This is a genomic window from Paenibacillus sp. LT-B23 (assembly GCF_059417685.1).
The window spans coordinates 155,005-173,205 of the sequence record NZ_JBSQBM010000003.1; the positions used below are offsets into that span (position 1 = coordinate 155,005).

Here is an 18,201-nt window from a genome sequence, read left to right on the forward strand (position 1 = left end):
ATCACAGGGGTTGAGGGAATGTACAGTAAAATTGTAGCGGTCAACGATGCCTGGGTGAAACCGGGCATGGACCATCAGGTGCTGGATGTCGACAGCCGTTATTACGGTGGGGTGACCGATGATGAGAACGGGATTGCCTGGCCTAATCATTCGGTCGGCACTCCTGCGGCAATGGCAATCTGGGCAGCAGCGCTCGTCAATCCGGATTCCGCCTATTACCGGAATGAGGATGTGCTGATCCGGCTGGAGCTGGCGGCACAGTACATGCTGCGTGTACAGCATGAGGACGGTTCTATTTCGCCGGGCTGGACCAATTTTCATTCGCCGCCAGATACGGCGTTCGTGGTGGTAGGCTTTGCTCAGGTCTACCAGTTGCTGATCGGTGACGACTGGCTGGAGCTGTGCCGGGTGACTGACGCGATCCGCCTGTTTCTGGAGCGGACGATTCCAGTCATGCTGACCGGAGGTTGCCATACGCCGAATCACCGCTGGGTGCTGTGCGCTGCTCTGGGCTTCCTGCATGAGCTGTTTGATCTACCCGAGGCGCTCGCCCGGGCCGGTATGTGGCTGGCAGAAGGGCTGGACGAAACGCCGGATGGCGAATGGACGGAGCGCAGCAACGGAATTTATAATGCCGTCAGCGATATTATGCTGATTCATGCCGCCCGTTTATTGAAGCTGCCGGAGCTGCTGGAGCCGGTACGGCGCAATTTGCACATGATGGTGTACCTTGTCCATCCCGATGGGGAAGTGGTCACAGAATATTCGGGAAGACAGGACTTCGGCGTGATGATGAATTTATCCTCCTATCTTCTCCCGTATGCCATGCTGGCTACCGAGGATGAGGATGCTATATTCGAAGCGATGGCTGTCGCCGCTGTTCAGGTAACGGATCATCCGGGCGGTGCTCCGATTAATGCGGCTGTGCGCTTTTTGCTGGAGCCACGTTTGCAAACCCGCAAAATATTGCCTGCTGCATTACCTGTCACCTATAACAAGCTGCTGAACGGAGGTTTTCCGAGGGCTGGCTATCTGAGCCGGATGGATGAGGCAGGGCATCATCAGCACATTTATCACAGCAGGCTGCATACAGACTTTGGAGCTCCGGTTGCTCGATATCGGCAGGAGGATACCAGTGCGACACTCATGACCGAGGCTTCATCGTTCCTGTCGTTGCGGCATGGAGATGCACGTCTGCTGGCGGTTCAGGCAGCTTCGTATTTCTCGCCAGGCTTCGTGCCTATGCAGGAGCTGACTGCGCATGAAACCGGATGGACGCTATCGGGTCAGCAGGCCAAGGGCTATTACGGGCCTGTTGCTGCCGCTGATCTGCCGCCTACCTCGCAGGAGGAAATCAGTCCGTGGTATTTGCTCCCGCATCACAAACGGCCACTAACCCATGAACAGAAGCATGAAATCCGGGTCGATGTGGATCGTCAGGAGGATGTGTGGACGCTTCGTTTTCGTTCAGAAGGTCCGGTGGATTGCATGACACAGATTTTATTTGTTTTTGGACGTGAAGGAAAATTCACTTGCGGGGAATACAGGCTGGTTAATGAAGCGGTGCAATGCTGGACTGGCGGTATGGTGCGCTATGAATCGGGAAATGCATGGTTAGAGCTGACAGGAACAGCGATGGAGCATTCGGCTACTTCGGTTCGGGGGGCTGCTCACCCTGTGGATTGTCACACATTGCTAGTTAATTGGATGGCTCCGTTCGATCAGACGATCACGATCCGTATGTCTCCTTTGCCAGTGAGTGAAGTTTGAGCTACGATGAGCACCTGTTTCCGGGGATGAGGTCAGTCTCGGAAACAGGTGCTTTTTGGTGTCTTGAGCCATGCTGAATGGAGCGCTTCCATTGAGCTTGAAGCGATTGTGGTGTACACTGTCCAGAACAGGTGTAAATTGGAACGTCAGGAAGGATAGACGGTTGCAAAGGAGGGAAAGACACTTATGTATGCCCGTTTAAGATCGTTGAATTATCCTGTAAAAGGGTATGTTTTTATTGTATTGGCCGTATGCTCAGTGATAAGCACCTTGTGGATCATTAACGTGCGGCTGCCCTCGGGAGGCCGCCCTTATCTTTTTATTTGGTGGAATATGATGCTGGCCTGGATTCCGATGCTTTTAACGCTGCTGCTTGATGTGATTTATAGTTCCTGGCGGCGGGGAACGAGAACATTTTTGCTCTGGATAACGGGAGCGGTATGGTTCTTTTTTTATCCTAACACACCGTATTTAATCACAGATTTGCTGCATGTGTTCGCGAGATATCCTTTTCTCGGGGAGCAACGCTTTTGGGGAGAGCCGTATTTCTGGAATCATGTACTGGGGATGCTGTTGGTTGCTGTCCTTGGGCTGACGATGGGATTTGTATCGCTCGAATCTGTACGACAGTTGGTACAGCGTGCACGCGGCGGGTTTGTAAGCTGGCTGTTTGTGCTGGCTGTACTGCTGCTAAGTAGCTTGGGCATTTATATCGGTCGTTTCTTTCGGGGGAACACATGGGATATTATATCTGCGCCTTCCCAGTTATATGCGCAGGTATCCTCCATATGGGCAGATACCCTGCAGCGTGCTCATTTTGTGGAGTTTAGTGGGATGGTATTCGCTATTTTGTTCATTAGCTATGTATCCACGATGTGCGTGGTTTGGATCGGCAACAGCCGTCGGGATGAATGGCGTAACTGGTGATGTCCATACGACCAAGTGGCTGAGTAGCTTCATAAGCTTGAATAGAAAGGAGGAATGGAGACAATGAACGGACAGAACCGATCAGATATTCGCGCAGGGCTTCAGGTGGATATTGTGCTTAAAAAAGATCAGCCTACCGGAAAGCTGACGCGAGGAACGGTGAAGGATATTTTGACCAATTCTCCGCGTCATCCGCATGGAATTAAAGTGCGTTTGGCAGACGGACAGGTTGGGCGTGTCAAACATATCGTAACCAATGAAGGATAGAGACCGCGGGTTGAGGGGGAATGACGTATGAATCAGGCAACGGCAAGGTCGCAACATGATCGCTATCCGTTTGTTTTGCTTGTATTACTGGTGATTGTTCTCATCTGGTCCTTTATCCATCCGGCGGATCATTTTACCTGGGTACTGGAAGTTCTCCCGGCGATTTTGGGAGCGGGTCTGCTGGTGGCGGTTTACCGCCAATTCCGGTTTACGAATCTGGTGTATACCCTGATGTGGCTGCATGCGCTCATTCTGATTGTCGGCGGGCATTATACCTATGCGGAAATGCCCCTGTTCAACTGGATTCGGGATACCTTCGGGCTGGAGCGTAACTATTACGACCGACTTGGTCATTTTGTGCAAGGCTTTGTGCCTGCGCTTATTGTCAGAGAAGTATTGCTGCGTAAAACGACCTTGGGAAGCGGAGGTTGGCTGACCTTTCTCACGGTTAGTGTATGCCTTGCGATTAGTGCAGCGTATGAGCTGATTGAGTTTGCCGTAGCAAAGGCGACTGGAACGGCCGCAGAAGCCTTTTTGGGAACCCAAGGAGATATATGGGATACCCAATGGGATATGCTTCTTGCTTTGATTGGTGCCCTGACAGCCGTGATTCTGTTAAGCGGAGTACATAACAGGCTGCTGAAACAGCTCAGACATTAGCAGGTTCCTTTCTATTAGAGATTATTGCTGGACGATATAAAGCTGTAATGATAGTGGAGGGTGGTCACAGAATGCGTGCTAAAGCATTTTCTAACCACCCTTTGATGTATCCTGAGATCCGCAGTTTATGGGGCTATATATGCGTCATAGGGCGGCTGCCGAGATGTAAGGTCGCTGTATCGATGTAGCTGTCCAGCAGCCGTTCGAAAATGCGGTCCCACGTCTGCTCCAGACTGTACGCTCTGCCCGCCACGGACATAGAATCGCGAAGCGGGCCGTCTTTGTACAACAGTTGCACAGCTTCGGCAAAGGCAGGGGCATCTCCAGCAGGACACAGTAAGCCCGTCTTCCCATGGATGAGATTATCCTTTACCCCGCCTTCATCGGCACCGACCACGGGTGTTCCGCTCGCCATGGCCTCCAGCACGACGTTGCCGAATGTTTCCGTAGTGGAGGGAAACAGGAATACATCCGCTGCGGCGTATAGCTCCGCTAATTCCTGTCCTTTCACAAAGCCAAGCCAATGGACTGCATGCTCAGGCACCCCCATGTCCGCTGCTGTTTTGACCCTGTACAGTGGTCCGTCTCCCGCAATGACCAGCACAGATTCTGCCCGGACATCGTCCGGCAACTGGAGATAGGCGTCCAGTAGGGTGTCTATTCCCTTTTCCGGTGCAAGTCTGCCGACATATAAAATCACGAAAGCGTCTGCACGAACGCCCCATTTTCTCCATACTTCGTGACGATCCACTTTCGGTTGGAAGCGTTGGGTATCAATGCCCCGGCCCCAGATTTCGAGTTGACTCATTCCTTTATTGCGCAATAACTCCATCGTTGACCGAGAGGGCACGTACACTCGTTCACAATGTCTGTGAAACCAGAGCATGTATTTCCATAAGGCAGGTTCAAGCCAGCGAAGCTTGTAATATTCGAGGTATTTATCAAAGTGGGTATGATATGAGGCGACGAGTGGAATATGGTGTTTGGCTGCGTAGCTTGTTCCGTACAGGCCAAGGTTAAACGGGGTAGCGACATGAATCAGGTGCGGGGAAAATGCGGTCAGACGGTCGTTAATCTGCTTGGCGTTGGGGATCGCCAGTCTGCATTCACGGTACAACAAAAAAGGGATGCTCCGAAACCGTTCTACACCCGGCCCGGAGGGCAGATGATGGTCTGCCTCCGGTGCGAAGACGAGCGTAGATACCCCATGTTTCTCCAGATAGCCAATCCATCGTTCCAGTGTCAGGGCAGCGCCATTTACGTCAGGCGCATACGTGTCCGTAAATAATGCGACTCGAAGCATGCCTTCATTCCTCCTCCGCCATTCTCATTTATCCTATGACGTTCCAGGGAGAGTCCGCTTGGAGGCTCCGGCTTTTATTGTGCCATGATTTTGTTTACGGGCTTGCCGGGTTTTGTAAAAGCTGACCCGCGGACGGGCGGTTTTCTCGGAACATCCAATAGTAGACGAGGGAGGACAAAATATAGAACACACCTGTCATGCTGAACGTGATGGCATAGCCCCAGTAATTGCCGTAGGTCGTAACCAGATAGGCTTGTACAGGTCCCATGCCTGCGGTTCCGAGCATCCAGGTCGTCTGGAGAACCGAGTTGGCAATGCCCCGGTTTTTATCCGATACACGTTCCACCAGAATGGCGGTTTGCAGCGGATTGGCCGCATTCATCAACGCTTGCCTGAACAGAAAGCTGATGGAAGCAATCCAGAGGACATTGGTGAAGCCGGTAATCAGAAGAAACGGGAGTGAGAGCAGTTGAAAGCCCACGACAGCCTTAACCAGTCCGATCCGGCTGCCAAGCGTAGGGCCGATCAGCATGGAGAGTATAGTCATGAGCTGACCGAGAGCAATCAGCAAACTCATCGCGCTGAGCGATACGGAAAAGCGGTTCGTAAAATATAAATTGAGATACGGGATGACCAGACCTGAGCCCAACCCGAGAAAAAACTGGGCAAGAACAAATTGTCCGATAACCCGGGTATCGGAAGCAGCAGGAGCAGGTGCTACTGGTAAAGCGGGCGTGGATTCCGCCATATCCGCTGTTACCGGTTCAGGTGTCGATTTGGCAAGGTGCACATTTTCTTCGACGTGAGAGGCTTTTGTCATGAACAATAGAGGAATAAAAGCGGTCAATGTTGCCGTTCCTCCGAGAAACAGGGCGACCCGCAGACTGGAAAGCTGTGTGATCCCCCACGTTTGCAGTCCATCCGCAAGCACACCACCGCCAAAGCTCCCTATGACCTGTGCCGCGAGTACAAGAGCCGAGTAATAGCTGAATATCTTCAAGCGCTGGGCTTTGCTTATGCTTTCCGCCAAAAAGGGTACAGCCAGCACCTGAATAAAGGCGGCAAATACACCCGAAACGACGGCGAAAACCAGCATATTGCCACTGGTATCCGTAAAGGTACGGATGAGAAAGGCAACACCGCTAAATAGCGCTCCGATGACCAGCATGTGTTTGCGGCTCGTCCGATCCCCTAAAAAACCGACCGGAATAAACAGCAAGGCTGTAGCCAGCGCCTGCATGCTCACTACCCGGCCGTTCATGTCATCCCCGAAGCCAAGCCCCTGGATATACAGGTTATACAGTACGGAAAACATCCCCGTACCCATCTGGTACAGCAGATTGGCGATAAAAAACAATCGGATATTACGTGGCCACTTTCGAGGCTCGTCTAACATTTTGCTAATCCATGACACGATGCGATCCTCCTGTGACGTTGATGCAGATAAGTTGATGCTGTTGATATGTATTCTAGCAGGATCTGTGCATTCCATAAATATTCCTTGTCTCCGATTTTTTTGGGTAATAATAAAGCATAGACTTTGTCTTGAAATTTCATTATAGTAATTCGGTATGAATAAATTTGAAGGGTAAGCAGGAGGGATGGCTTTGGCTTTTGGAGCACGGGTGTTAAAAACGGGAATCGCAGTGACGCTCGCCCTTTTTTTGAGCACGCTCTTGAATACCCATTCGCCTGTGGGTGCAGCGATAGCCGCTATTTTTGCCATGCAACCGTCGATATACAGGTCGTGGCGTTATTTTCTGGATCAACTCCAAACAAGCACACTGGGTGCAATCATGGCGTTGCTGGGCGGAATGGTATTTTCAAATGAACCGATTGCGGTCGGATTGGTATGTGTACTGGTACTAATGATATGTCTGAAAATAAATATGGCTGATACGGTAGGTTTGACACTCGTTACCGTTGTTTCTGTAATGGAAGCTTCCGGGGACTGGAAATTTGCGGTGACCCGTTTTGTGCTCACTTTAATCGGGATTGTTTCTGCTTTTGTCATTAATGTTACTGTTTTTCCCCCGAAACCGAAAAGGCAGTTTATCAATCAGATTCAAAGTGTATTTAACAGTATGTCCTTGCTGCTGCGCACCGCCATTTCCGATGAGATTAAGGAGTCTGTCTTTAAAGAGGAAAAAGGCAATCTGGAGGGAGCCATAAAATCGCTATCGGATAAATATCATTTGTTCGAGGAAGAGCAGAAGAAGCTCAAGCGCTCCCGGTTCAGTCAGACGAGGCAGATGGTGGTATACAAGCAAATGCTCGGAAGTTTGCACAAAGGATATGAGGTACTGGACGCGGTGGAAAGGCACTACTTCCAGTCCTTACGACCGAAGGGAACGGATGCATTTTTTGATAGTCATCTGGAGCTGCTGATCCGGTTCCATGAACATGCGCTGCTAAAATTCGAGGATAAGCTGAAACCGAACGAGGAAGAAAGCGAAATGTTCCAGCAGGCGAACGGAGAATTTATGAAGCATGCGATTACCCGTTTTGACCACTGTCAGGAGGGAATGCTGAGACTGTCGATTGTAGCTGCTGCAATGTATGACTATGGTCATCAACTGGAGCGGTTGAGCAGATTGGCGGATCATATTCATCCTGTGGAAGAGAGCAAGTAGCGAATGTATAAAAAAGCAAAAAGCGGTCGTATTCATCTATACAGATGGACGACCGCTTTTTGCGTATATAAAAAGGCATAAAAAAAGCCCGCTGGTTGCGAACAGGGGTTGAAGTTGCTACAATAGAGGATGCTATGTTTATGGTAAAACCATGAATTTAAATTCGTTAATTACACTTCTTATCACATTATAGCATGTTTCAAAGTGTAAGTCAATTTTCCCGGATCAGAGGGATGCCAAGGGTATACCCAGGTCCATAATAGAACATAGTTTAGCCCTGCGGTGGAGCAGGAGGAAACGGAACAGGAGTGATGCCAGTGACTACTGAGCAGCAATGGAATGAGGAACAACGGAGAGTAGATGACGTGACTGCTGTCATTAGCGGGCGCATTCGGAAGCTGGAGACGGAGGTTGGCTCTGTACGCGGAGATGTCGTAGATATGCGTAAAGATTTTTGGGATGAGGTAACGATCAATTTCAGTGAGGCGGATGATGTGGGCGAGACCTCCACCAGCTTGCGTCAGCAATCTGAAATTTTGTCGGAACGGGAGCGCAGACACAAGCATTCTACAGAGGCGCTAGGTCGTTTGAAAAAGCTGCTGGAATCACCGTATTTTGCACGTATTGATTTTGCTGAGGAAGGACAGCCCGCAGAGCGTGTTTATCTGGGGATCGTCTCCCTGCTGGATAATCAGGACGAGGAATTTCTGGTCTATGACTGGCGTGCGCCGATTTCCAATCTCTATTACGATAATATGCCGGGTCCCGCTTCCTATAAGACTCCGGCAGGGGAAATGGAAGGAGAACTGACGCTCAAGCGCCAATTCTCGATCCGCGGTGGACAGATTCGTTTTATGTTTGATACAGGGGTAACGATTGGAGACGAGCTGCTACAGGCGGTGCTGAGCCGCAGCTCGGATGCTCAGATGAAAAGTATTGTGGCAACAATCCAAAGGGAGCAGAATCGCATTATTCGTGATGATCGAAGCCGTATGCTCATCGTACAGGGGGCGGCGGGAAGCGGCAAAACATCTGCTGCGCTCCAGAGAGTAGCCTATTTGCTGTATAAGTACCGTGATCGCTTGCGCGCGGATCAGGTGGTGCTATTTTCGCCCAATCCGATGTTTAACAGCTATGTTTCGACGGTACTGCCCGAATTGGGTGAGGAAAACATGCTCCAGGCCACCCTTCAGGAGTATTTAGAGCGTCGGTTGGGCCGGGAGTTTCAACTGGAAGATCCTTTTGAGCAACTGGAATATGTACTTTCGGCATCGTCACAGCCGGGGTATGAGGCCAGAATGGAAGGTATCCGCTTTAAGTCTTCCAAGACGTTTTTACAAGCCATTACCGGATACAAGGCGTATTTGGAGCAGGAGGGTATGCGTTTTAAACCGATCCGGTTTCAAGGGCGCGAGGTGGTTCCATTGGAGGAAATGGTGCGCAAGTTTTATGGATTCGACTCTTCGGTACGGCTGGCGAATCGGCTGGAGCTGCTAAGGGACTGGATGCTCAAGGAGCTGGCCCGTTTCGGTAAGGAGGAATGCTCTGCTCCATGGGTGGATCAGCAGATGGATCTGATGGAGCCTGAGGATTACCAGCGTGCTTATAATCGCATGCGGCGTAAATCCAAGAACAAGGGCCATACCTTCGACGATTTTACACGTGAACGGGAAATACTGGCGCGTATGGTGGTCAGTGACCGCTTGAAGCCTTTGCGTAAATGGATCAAGGCGCTTCGCTTTGTGGACACGACCCGCTTATACGGGGAGTTGTTCCTGAATGAGACGCTGCTGAGCCAACTGGCCGATCACGCCAAGCTGCCCGATAGCTGGAGTGAAATCAGCCGTCAAACGCTGGAACGGATGCAGGCCGGGGAACTGGCGTATGAGGACGTGACACCCTTTTTGTATCTGCGTGAGCTGATGTTGGGTTTCCGTTCCAATAGCCATATCCGTCATGTGTTTATTGATGAAGCACAGGACTATTCACCGTTTCAACTGGCTTTTTTCAAGCGCTTGTTTCCGCAGGCTAAAATGACGGCGCTGGGCGATTTTAATCAGGCGATTTATGCGCATGCTTCGGTGCTTCAGGATGCGGAGCCTCTCTATGAGCTGTATGGAGCGGAACAGACCGAGATGATCTCCCTGACACGCAGCTACCGCTCTACTCAGGAAATTGTGGAGTTTACCCGGGGAATGGTGGCCGGAGGCGAGCATATTGTACCGTTTAACCGGAAGGGTGAGAAGCCACGTGTTACGGAGGTACATTCGCGTGAAACACTGCATCGTCTGATCGTCGGGAACATCACGGAATTGCTGGCAGAAGGCTATGAATCCGTGGCAGTAATCTGCAAAAATGCCGGAGAAAGTGCAGCAGCTTACGAAGCGCTCGAAGGGCAGTTGCCCGTGAAGCCAAGGCTGATCAAGAAAACAACTCCGGCTTTTGAAAAGGGAATTCACATCATTCCAGCTTATCTGGCGAAAGGCGTAGAATTCGATGCGGTCCTGATCTATGACGGATCAGCGGAGCAATATCAGCGTGAAAGTGAGCGCAAGTTGTTCTACACTGCCTGTACACGGGCTATGCATTTGCTGCACATTTATACGATAGGCGAAATTACACCATTCGTGAGTTCGCAGGAATCGGATTCGTATACCCGTAAAGTGGAAGAAAGTGATCCTGTTCTGTAAGACTGGCATAATTGTGCGTATTCCAGTAACATAAGCAAATAAGAAAAACAGGTAAGAAGCATAAACGGAGGTAACAAAACGTAATGGACATGAAGAGTGTATTTCAACGCCCGCCGCTGGCGGACTGTGTACCCGAGCTGGTAGCTACAGCCAGAGGGGAGCGCAAGGCATCGCTGGTTATCCGCGGAGGAACGCTGGTCAATGTGGTATCGGGCGAATTATTACCGGGAATGTCTATTGCTGTGCAGGGCTCCCGTATCGCATACGTCGGTCGGGACGTTAGCCATACCATCGGAGAAGACACCGTGATCATTGAAGCGGAAGGCCGCTATATGGCACCGGGATTACTGGACGGACATTGTCACATCGAAAGCACGCAGCTTACCGTAACGGAGTTTGCAAAAGCTGTGCTGCCGCTAGGCGTGACGGGCGGATTTTTTGACCCGCATGAGATTTCAAATGTGCTTGGTCTGAAAGGGCTTCGCCTGATGCTTGATGAAGCACGCACGACACCGCTGGCTGCCTACATGCAGGTGGCTTCTTGTGTTCCGTCCACAGGGCCGGAACTGGAAACGACAGGGGCTTCCTTCGGCCCGGCGGAAGTCGCGGAAGCCTTACGCTGGGGCCCGGATATGATCGGGCTGGGCGAAGTCATGAATTTCCCGGGCGTCGTCTATGGAGACGATGTGATGATCGGGGAAATTCAGGCCACGCTGCGCGCAGGCAAGGTGGCGGACGGCCATTTTACATGGGCCTCCGACGACTGGCGGCTGCCGGTATATGCAGCCGCAGGGATTACGGGCGATCACGAATGTGTCACGCCCGAGGATGTAGCCGAGCGTATCCGGCTTGGCATGTATGCCAAAATGCGGCAGGGCTCCGCATGGCATGATGTGGCCGAGACCATCCGCGCCAGCACGGAAATGGGCCTCGACACCCGTCGCATGATGCTGGTGACGGATGATCGTAGCGCGGAATCCTTGCTCCATGAGGGTCAGATGGACTTCGTCGTCCGTCATGCTATTGCGCAGGGCGTCAAGCCCGTGACCGCGTTTCAGATGGCTACGCTGAATACGGCAGAGCGTTTCGGCGTAGCGCGGGATATCGGCTCGATCATTCCGGGGGCGATTGCCGATATTATTTTACTCGATGGCCGACTGGCCGAAGTGAACGTGACCGCTACGATTGCAGCGGGGCAGTTGGTGGCCGAGCACGGCCAAATGGTCGCCGATTGGGAGGGCTTCGCTTATCCAGCGGAAGTGATGGACACGGTTCGTCTGGGACGCGACCTAAGTGCTGCTGATTTCCGCATTGCGGCTCCAGTACAGGATGGGAACGTACCTGTACGGGTCATTCGTGTCACGGAAAATCACGTGGACACGAAGGAAGTGCGGATGAATGTTCAGATCCGCAATGGTGAGGTCACGGCAGATCCCGCGCAGGATCTGTGCAAAATAGCCGTCTTCGAGCGGCATCATGGCAGTGGCAGCCATGCCGTGGCACTCGTGACGGGCGTCGGTTTCACTGAGCCTGCCGCCATTGCCATGACTGTGGCGCATGACAGCCACAATCTGCTCGTCATTGGCAACGATGACGAGTTAATGACCCAGGCGGCGAAGCAGGCCGTGGCTATGCGCGGCGGCGTGGTGGTCGTGTCCGCCTCGGGCGAAACACGCTTCCCGCTGCCTATCGCCGGGCTGATGTCTCCTGCGCCGTTTGCAGAGGTGGCTGCGCAGTCCGAGAGCATCAGCCGGGCACTTCAGCAATCCGGCTGTGTGCTGAACAACGCGCTGATGACACTGTCGCTACTGGCGTTGGTGGTCATCCCCGAAATCCGCCTGTCGGATCAGGGACTTGTCGTGATTGGAGCGGACGGTATCCGCAAGGTATCGCTGTTCGTGGAAGAGGATACATCGGAAGCCTGACAGAATCCTTAGCCCATATGGGCGTAGCTACGATATGTGTTTTTGAAAGGGGGTGTCCCATAAGGTCTGTAAAGGCTGGAGGGATAGCCCCTGTTTTCTGCATTTAATATCAAAAATTTTCCTTCCAAGCAGGAATACGGGGAGCAATGAGCATATGCATCAGTATTATCGTTCATTAGAGCAGATGGTTTATCAGGCCTCGATTATAGAGCAGGATTGGAACAGATTTGTAGAACGAACCCGTGTGAAGCATGTGCAGCAGGGAACATATCTAATTGAAACGGGTGAACCCGTGAATCATGCCTATTTTTGCTCAGAGGGATTATTCCGTTTATTTTACACTTTGGCAGATGGCAGGCAGTATAATGTTGGCTTTTCGCCAGCAGATGATTATGTAACCTCTTACGGGGCTATGGTCCAAGGGCAACCGTCGACCTTTACCATTGAGGCTATGGAGGATTCGGTAGTCGTTGAAATCCCCTATGACGTACTGAAGGAGCTTATGGATACAAGCCATATGTGGGAAAGATTCGTGCGCAAAAGTGTAGAGAGACTATATATTCGAAAAGAGGAACGGGAACGCGAACTCTTGTATCTTTCCGCCAAGGAACGTTACCAAGCCTTTCTTCTCAAATATCCCGGATTGGACAAACGAATTGCCCAATATCATATCGCTTCGTACATTGGTGTATCCCCCGTTTCGCTTAGCCGATTGCTCCGCAGCGATCCGCATTAACATAGGTTAATGCAGCTTGGGGAACAAGCAGAGTACAATCATGTTAGTCCATTCGAGCTTCATAAAAAGGGGATAGGCATATGCGATATATGATGATTGTGTTGTTGGAATTTTATCCTTCCTGGCTGGCTTTGCCTCGGGAAGAGCGTCGAAGTCATGCGGCATCCTTGCAGGAGAGCATTCAAAAATATAGTGAGCATGTTCAAGTTCGTTTTTTTGATGCGGAGGCGCTTCCCGGCAAGGATTACACCGATTTTGTTGTATGCGAAACGGAGGATATGAGACAGTATCACTACATGTGGGAAGAAATTCGCGACTCGGAGCCGTACACCAAGGGATATATGAAGATTAAAAATGTGGTCATGGGGATGGAAAATGCCTTTCAGTCATACGAGTCAGAAATACTACAGATGAAAAAGTGAAATATAAGCTGAACCCGATAAATCAACTCGGAAAACGGAGTAGACGGAATGGTGCTGTACAAGCGATAGCGGTTGCCTTTGCCCCCGGATTTCTACCCTTGGGGTCCATTCAGGAAATCTGGGGGCAACAGCGATGGGAAGCACCATCCGTCTGCCCAGTGGCGTAACATGTAATTTTTGGTTCAGCTTATATACGATTAATTAAAGGCGAATTCCTGGGCTGTTGCATATAGGATTCGCTTTTTACTTTTTGCCATCATTCAGCTCATATCTGTGACAATAGGGGCTGCTGCAAGCATCTGTTCGGCTTCGTGCTGCTTACGGAATTGCGAAGGCGTCATGCCGTTCCATTTTTTAAAAGTTGCGATAAAATAGCTCAGATTATCAAAGCCAACCTCCAGCGCAATATCGACCACCTTGCGGTCACTTTGCTCCAGCAGTCGACAAGCCTTCTGAACCCGGTGGTAATTGATGTATTCGACCGGGCTTTTTTGTACCATCTGCTTGAAGAAACGGCAAAAATGGCCCTCGCTCATACGAATCTCATCGGCGATATCCCGCAAACGAATAGGCTCATGAGCATGACTGTTAATGTACGCCAACGCTTGTTTGATCCGTTCAACCTTGCTGCGTTGACCTGCCATAATCACGTCCTCTCCATTAGCCGGAGTCATATGTGGATACATGCTGGCGATGATGCTATAGAGCTGTGCCTTGGTCGCCAGTTCACGGGCAGGTGTATTCTGTTCATGGCTGGTGATGATGCGACGCAGCGCGGTCAGCACCTCCTGTTCCCAGGGCAGGTCTCCGCGAATGTGAGGGGGAGCAACCAGCTTTTTGCTGATAAAAGGGTCGATAAACTGCTCCTGCACCGTATCCTGGGTCCGGCTGTGCAGCAGATCTGGATGAAACACTACGGCAGAGAATACGCAGTCAGGGTCTCGTTTCAAATACCCGGCGTGAAGTTCCCCGCTATTTACAAAAAGGGCTTCACCTTCGCTGACCTCAGTGTAGGCCATATCCGTCTGAAATACCGCGCTGCCCCGCTCCACAACAATAAACTCCATTTCCTCATGCCAATGACACTCCAGTACACAATTTCCATTCAACTGTTCCACGCCCGGATACACGCTGACCGGATACATGGGATTGCCATGAATACGGTTTTCCCGCAGCATTTCCCGATTCATTTCCTGCACTCCCTTCCAGATGCCTGTTTAGTATAGAAAATATCAAAATATTGATACAATACGTCAAAATAAAAGAAGTAAACCCTTACATAAATCAATATTATTATAGTAAGGATTTCGAAAAAAATCCAACAAGCGATTTGGGTTCAACAATATATAGATCGAAACGGAGGAAATAAACAGATGAAATTTACAGATGGCTATTGGATGGTCCGCAAAGGCTATGAGATACAAAATCCTGCGGAAATCCGTGATATTGTGACGGACGATGCTTCCATGACGGTATACTCGTCGACCCACCGGATCGAGCATAAAGGAGATACCCTGAACGGAGCGTTGCTGAAAGCGACCTATAGCTCGCCGATGCCGAATGTCATTCGGGTACGCTTCAACCACCACAAGGGACGGGTGCATCATGGACCGGATTTTGAAATTCATACCTTGCCGACCGAGGTGAACATTACGGTAGGTGAGGACGCAGCGGTGCTCCAAAGCGGCGATCTGAGTGTGCGTGTCGGTCGTGGAAAGAGCTGGGACGTAGGCTTTTACGTGGAGGATCGTAAAATCACGGGTAGCGGACATCGTGGGCCTGGATACATTACAGACCCGCAGGATCAGCCTTTTTTCCGGGAGCAGCTGGAGCTGGGAATCGGGGAGTACATTTACGGCCTCGGGGAGCGCTTCACTCCGTTTGTGAAAAATGGGCAGGTGGTCGATATCTGGAATGAGGACGGCGGCACGAGCAGTGAGCAGGCGTACAAAAACATTCCCTTTTACCTGTCTAATAAAGGGTATGGTGTGTTTGTCAATCATCCGGAAAAGGTATCGTATGAAATTGCATCGGAAAATGTCTCGAAGGTGCAGTTTAGCGTCTCTGGCGAATCATTAGAGTATTTTATTATTGGCGGAGCCAACCCTAAAGAGGTTCTGGACAATTACACCAAGCTGACGGGCAAGCCCGCGTTGCCACCAGCCTGGACCTTTGGTTTGTGGCTGACCACCTCGTTCACGACCGATTATGATGAAGCGACGGTAAATCATTTTGTGGACGGGATGGCTGAGCGTGATTTGCCGCTCTCGGTATTCCATTTTGACTGCTTCTGGATGAAGGAATACCAATGGTGCGATTTCCAGTGGGATCAAGATATGTTCCCGGACCCGGAAGGCATGCTACAACGTTTGAAAGCGAAGGGACTTAAAATTTGCGCATGGATTAACCCGTATATTGCGGAAAAATCCATTTTGTTCGATGAAGGCATGGAGAACGGATATCTGGTCAAAACCCCCGATGGCGGCGTGTGGCAATGGGACATGTGGCAGGCAGGTATGGGGCTGGTTGATTTTACGAATCCGGCTGCGGTAGCTTGGTATCAGGAAAAGTTGAAGGTGCTGGTGGATCAGGGTGTGGATTGCTTTAAAACGGATTTCGGCGAGCGGATTCCTACGAATGTGGTGTATTATGACGGCTCTGATCCGGTGAAAATGCACAATTATTACACGCATCTGTACAACAAAGCTGTATTTGACGTGCTGGAGGCAAAGCTGGGTAAAAATGAAGCGGCCTTGTTCGCACGTTCCGCCACAGCCGGGGGACAGCAGTTCCCGGTTCACTGGGGCGGCGACTGCTCGTCGACATATGAGTCGATGGCGGAATCGCTGCGGGGCGGCTTATCGCTCGGTTTGAGCGGCTTCGGCTTCTGGAGTCATGACATTAGCGGCTTCGAATTAACGGCAGCGCCGGACGTGTACAAACGGTGGGTACAATTTGGACTTCTGTCCTCCCACAGCCGTCTGCACGGAAATGAATCGTACCGCGTACCTTGGCTGTTCGATGAAGAGTCGGTGGATGTGGTACGTAGCTTTACAAAGCTCAAATGCTCGCTGATGCCGTATCTGTACCCGTCCGCTGTGGAGTCCTCGGTAAAGGGTCTGCCAATGATGCGGGCTATGGTATTGGAATTCCCGCAGGACCCGACTTGTGCAACGCTGGATCTACAATACATGCTGGGCGATTCTATTTTGGTAGCCCCGATCTTGAATAAAGAAGGCAATGTCCAGTATTATGTACCGGAGGGCCAATGGACGAATTTGTTGACGAATGATACGGTAACAGGGGGGCGCTGGGTTAAGGAGCATCACGATTTTACAACCTTGCCCGTGCTGGTGAAGCCGAACACGCTGCTGGCGATCGGTCATGAGGACAGCCGTCCGGATTACGATTATGCAGATCAAGTGGCTTTCCACCTGTTTGAGCTGGGTGAAGGCCAACAGGCTCAGACGGTTATTGTGAACACATCAGGTGAAAAAGAGCTGACCTTTACAGCCAGTCGCAAGGATTCTGTGATTACGGTGAAGGCTGAGGGTGCAGTTAAGCCATGGTCACTGGTACTGCGAGGGATTCACGAGGCTAAAGTCGAGGATGGCAGTAGTCAAGCGGGAGAGCAGGGTGTGACCATTATACCAGCCTCAAGCGGACAACAGGAGCTTACCATTCACTTGGGATAGGTCATGTACACTCTCGCTCACAAATAAAATTCGCTATTTGTTGTATATTGATTGTATTGCAAAAAGAGGCTTGCCTGATTCGACGGGCAGGCCCTTTTTTTGCTTTGGAATTGCCGATTATCCTTGCTGGAGAAGCATCGGAACAACGTACTGCCTGAATATATCCACAGGAGTCCGTTTCTTTTTGAACTTGTCAGCAGTAACGACCATCACCATGTCATAAGACGGGACGACAACAATATATTGACCGCCAAAGCCGAGCGCGTAATAATAGTCCGTTTCAATGCTTTTCTCCGTTTCGTCTGAAAAGGAGGAAGCCCACCAGTGCCAGCCGTAAAAGGCTTTTTGTGGCTTGACCGCGGGAAGGAGCGCACGGGTGGAGTGCCGGACGGTCTCAGCTTGTATGAGCTGATGGCCTTCGCGGCTTCCTTCGTTCAGGTAGAGCAGTCCAAATTGAAGCATATCCATGGGTTTGAGACGCAGTCCAAAGCCTCCTGTATGAGTGCCTTGCGGATCGGTTTCCCAATGGTAGTTTTCGATACCCAGCGGTTGGAATAACTGCTGCTCGGCAAATTCAGCTACCGCTTGTCCAGAAGCATTACGCAAAATGGTAGCCAAAAGCTGGGAGCAGCCGGAGTTGTACTCCATTCGTGTACCTGGTACATCAGCCAGCGGCTGTGACAGCACAAATTGTACCCAGTCTGATGTTCGGCTCATCGTCGGAAATGAATTTTGCCCGCCAAATTCAGTCCAGTTAAAGCCCGCGGACATCGTTAACAGATGTTCAATCGTAATATCACGCTTTCGCGTATCGCTGTCCTCGGCAATCTGAGGAAAAAAATTAAGGATAGGCGTGTCCGGCTGTGGTACGATTTGCTGATCCATTGCGATGCTGACTAGTGCGGCAATCACGCTTTTGGTGCAGGAGTTTATTTTATAGAGTTCATTCGCGAATTGAGGTTCACGGTAGTATTCCAGCATTACGTTCCCCTGCTGAACGATCAGGCAGCTACGAATTTCCAGCTCCTTTAGCCCACGAACAAGCGGTGTAAGTTCCAAACTACTCAAGTAAGTCCCTCCTTGACATTTATACTACATAAAAAAATAATTATATCATTTTTAAACCGCTTCTTCAGACAATGAAGGTGGCTTTTTTTGTTCACAATATTGTCA

Annotated in this window: 14 protein-coding genes; 10 read left to right on the forward strand and 4 right to left on the reverse strand. The window is 50.7% G+C overall.

Going from position 1 to position 18,201, the window contains the following annotated elements:
• Positions 1-18: 18 nt before the first annotated feature.
• The 4 genes from ACWXW9_RS05545 to ACWXW9_RS05560 all read left to right on the forward strand — a co-directional run bounded on the left by ACWXW9_RS05545 (position 19) and on the right by ACWXW9_RS05560 (position 3,624).
• Positions 19-1,770 (forward strand): hypothetical protein, encoded by a 1,752-nt coding sequence (locus tag ACWXW9_RS05545; RefSeq protein WP_494928630.1) that lies wholly within the window; start codon positions 19-21, stop codon positions 1,768-1,770.
• Positions 1,771-1,956: 186 nt separating this feature from the next.
• Entirely contained in the window at positions 1,957-2,697 is a 741-nt protein-coding gene (locus ACWXW9_RS05550; protein WP_494928631.1) for a DUF1361 domain-containing protein, read from the forward strand.
• A 63-nt stretch (positions 2,698-2,760) separates the two neighbouring features.
• The gene (locus tag ACWXW9_RS05555) at positions 2,761-2,964 is read left to right on the forward strand and encodes a YwbE family protein (protein ID WP_013309792.1); all 204 of its coding nucleotides are present in this window, start codon (positions 2,761-2,763) and stop codon (positions 2,962-2,964) included.
• A 27-nt stretch (positions 2,965-2,991) separates the two neighbouring features.
• Complete coding sequence (locus ACWXW9_RS05560) at positions 2,992-3,624, forward strand: DUF2238 domain-containing protein (RefSeq protein WP_494928632.1); 633 nt, start codon at positions 2,992-2,994, stop codon at positions 3,622-3,624.
• A gap of 133 nt (positions 3,625-3,757) precedes the next feature.
• Here ACWXW9_RS05560 and ACWXW9_RS05565 read toward each other — a convergent pair whose 3' ends face one another.
• Positions 3,758-4,927, reverse strand: a complete 1,170-nt coding sequence (locus ACWXW9_RS05565; protein WP_494928633.1) for a glycosyltransferase family 4 protein — start codon at positions 4,925-4,927, stop codon at positions 3,758-3,760.
• A gap of 94 nt (positions 4,928-5,021) precedes the next feature.
• Positions 5,022-6,341 carry an MFS transporter gene (locus ACWXW9_RS05570; RefSeq protein WP_494928634.1) on the reverse strand — a complete coding sequence of 440 codons (1,320 nt, stop codon included), beginning with the start codon at positions 6,339-6,341 and terminating at the stop codon, positions 5,022-5,024.
• Positions 6,342-6,528: 187 nt separating this feature from the next.
• Here ACWXW9_RS05570 and ACWXW9_RS05575 point away from each other — a divergent pair, with 187 nt between their 5' ends.
• The 5 genes from ACWXW9_RS05575 (at position 6,529) to ACWXW9_RS05595 (ending at position 13,333) form a co-directional block, all read left to right on the forward strand.
• On the forward strand, positions 6,529-7,560 hold the full coding sequence (locus ACWXW9_RS05575) for an FUSC family protein (protein WP_187644880.1): 1,032 nt from the start codon (positions 6,529-6,531) through the stop codon (positions 7,558-7,560).
• 311 nt (positions 7,561-7,871) lie between these two features.
• The gene (gene helD / locus ACWXW9_RS05580; protein ID WP_494928635.1) at positions 7,872-10,250 is read left to right on the forward strand and encodes an RNA polymerase recycling motor HelD; all 2,379 of its coding nucleotides are present in this window, start codon (positions 7,872-7,874) and stop codon (positions 10,248-10,250) included.
• A gap of 83 nt (positions 10,251-10,333) precedes the next feature.
• On the forward strand, positions 10,334-12,175 hold the full coding sequence (locus ACWXW9_RS05585) for an adenine deaminase (RefSeq protein WP_494928636.1): 1,842 nt from the start codon (positions 10,334-10,336) through the stop codon (positions 12,173-12,175).
• 154 nt (positions 12,176-12,329) lie between these two features.
• Entirely contained in the window at positions 12,330-12,911 is a 582-nt protein-coding gene (locus ACWXW9_RS05590; protein WP_494928637.1) for a Crp/Fnr family transcriptional regulator, read from the forward strand.
• A gap of 80 nt (positions 12,912-12,991) precedes the next feature.
• Positions 12,992-13,333, forward strand: a complete 342-nt coding sequence (locus ACWXW9_RS05595) for a darcynin family protein (RefSeq protein ID WP_494928638.1) — start codon at positions 12,992-12,994, stop codon at positions 13,331-13,333.
• A gap of 260 nt (positions 13,334-13,593) precedes the next feature.
• On the opposite strand, the gene ACWXW9_RS05600 is transcribed toward ACWXW9_RS05595, so the two are convergent.
• A complete protein-coding gene (locus ACWXW9_RS05600) occupies positions 13,594-14,523 on the reverse strand; it encodes an AraC family transcriptional regulator (RefSeq protein WP_494928639.1) in 930 nt (309 codons plus the stop codon).
• A 183-nt stretch (positions 14,524-14,706) separates the two neighbouring features.
• On the opposite strand from ACWXW9_RS05600, the gene yicI reads away from it, so the two are divergent.
• Complete coding sequence (yicI, locus tag ACWXW9_RS05605; RefSeq protein ID WP_494928640.1) at positions 14,707-17,028, forward strand: alpha-xylosidase; 2,322 nt, start codon at positions 14,707-14,709, stop codon at positions 17,026-17,028.
• Positions 17,029-17,145: 117 nt separating this feature from the next.
• Here yicI and ACWXW9_RS05610 read toward each other — a convergent pair whose 3' ends face one another.
• Positions 17,146-18,096 (reverse strand): serine hydrolase domain-containing protein, encoded by a 951-nt coding sequence (locus ACWXW9_RS05610; RefSeq protein WP_494928641.1) that lies wholly within the window; start codon positions 18,094-18,096, stop codon positions 17,146-17,148.
• Positions 18,097-18,201: the final 105 nt, after the last annotated feature.

Bases quoted from the DNA above. Each gene is read 5' to 3' on its own strand.
- ACWXW9_RS05545 (WP_494928630.1), top strand. From the start codon at position 19: ATGTACAGTAAAATTGTAGCGGTCAACGATGCCTGGGTGAAACCGGGC.
- ACWXW9_RS05550 (WP_494928631.1), top strand. From the start codon at position 1,957: ATGTATGCCCGTTTAAGATCGTTGAATTATCCTGTAAAAGGGTATGTT.
- ACWXW9_RS05555 (WP_013309792.1), top strand. From the start codon at position 2,761: ATGAACGGACAGAACCGATCAGATATTCGCGCAGGGCTTCAGGTGGAT.
- ACWXW9_RS05560 (WP_494928632.1), top strand. From the start codon at position 2,992: ATGAATCAGGCAACGGCAAGGTCGCAACATGATCGCTATCCGTTTGTT.
- ACWXW9_RS05565 (WP_494928633.1), bottom strand. From the start codon at position 4,927: ATGCTTCGAGTCGCATTATTTACGGACACGTATGCGCCTGACGTAAAT.
- ACWXW9_RS05575 (WP_187644880.1), top strand. From the start codon at position 6,529: ATGGCTTTGGCTTTTGGAGCACGGGTGTTAAAAACGGGAATCGCAGTG.
- helD (WP_494928635.1), top strand. From the start codon at position 7,872: ATGCCAGTGACTACTGAGCAGCAATGGAATGAGGAACAACGGAGAGTA.
- ACWXW9_RS05585 (WP_494928636.1), top strand. From the start codon at position 10,334: ATGGACATGAAGAGTGTATTTCAACGCCCGCCGCTGGCGGACTGTGTA.
- ACWXW9_RS05590 (WP_494928637.1), top strand. From the start codon at position 12,330: ATGCATCAGTATTATCGTTCATTAGAGCAGATGGTTTATCAGGCCTCG.
- ACWXW9_RS05595 (WP_494928638.1), top strand. From the start codon at position 12,992: ATGCGATATATGATGATTGTGTTGTTGGAATTTTATCCTTCCTGGCTG.
- ACWXW9_RS05600 (WP_494928639.1), bottom strand. From the start codon at position 14,523: ATGAATCGGGAAATGCTGCGGGAAAACCGTATTCATGGCAATCCCATG.
- yicI (WP_494928640.1), top strand. From the start codon at position 14,707: ATGAAATTTACAGATGGCTATTGGATGGTCCGCAAAGGCTATGAGATA.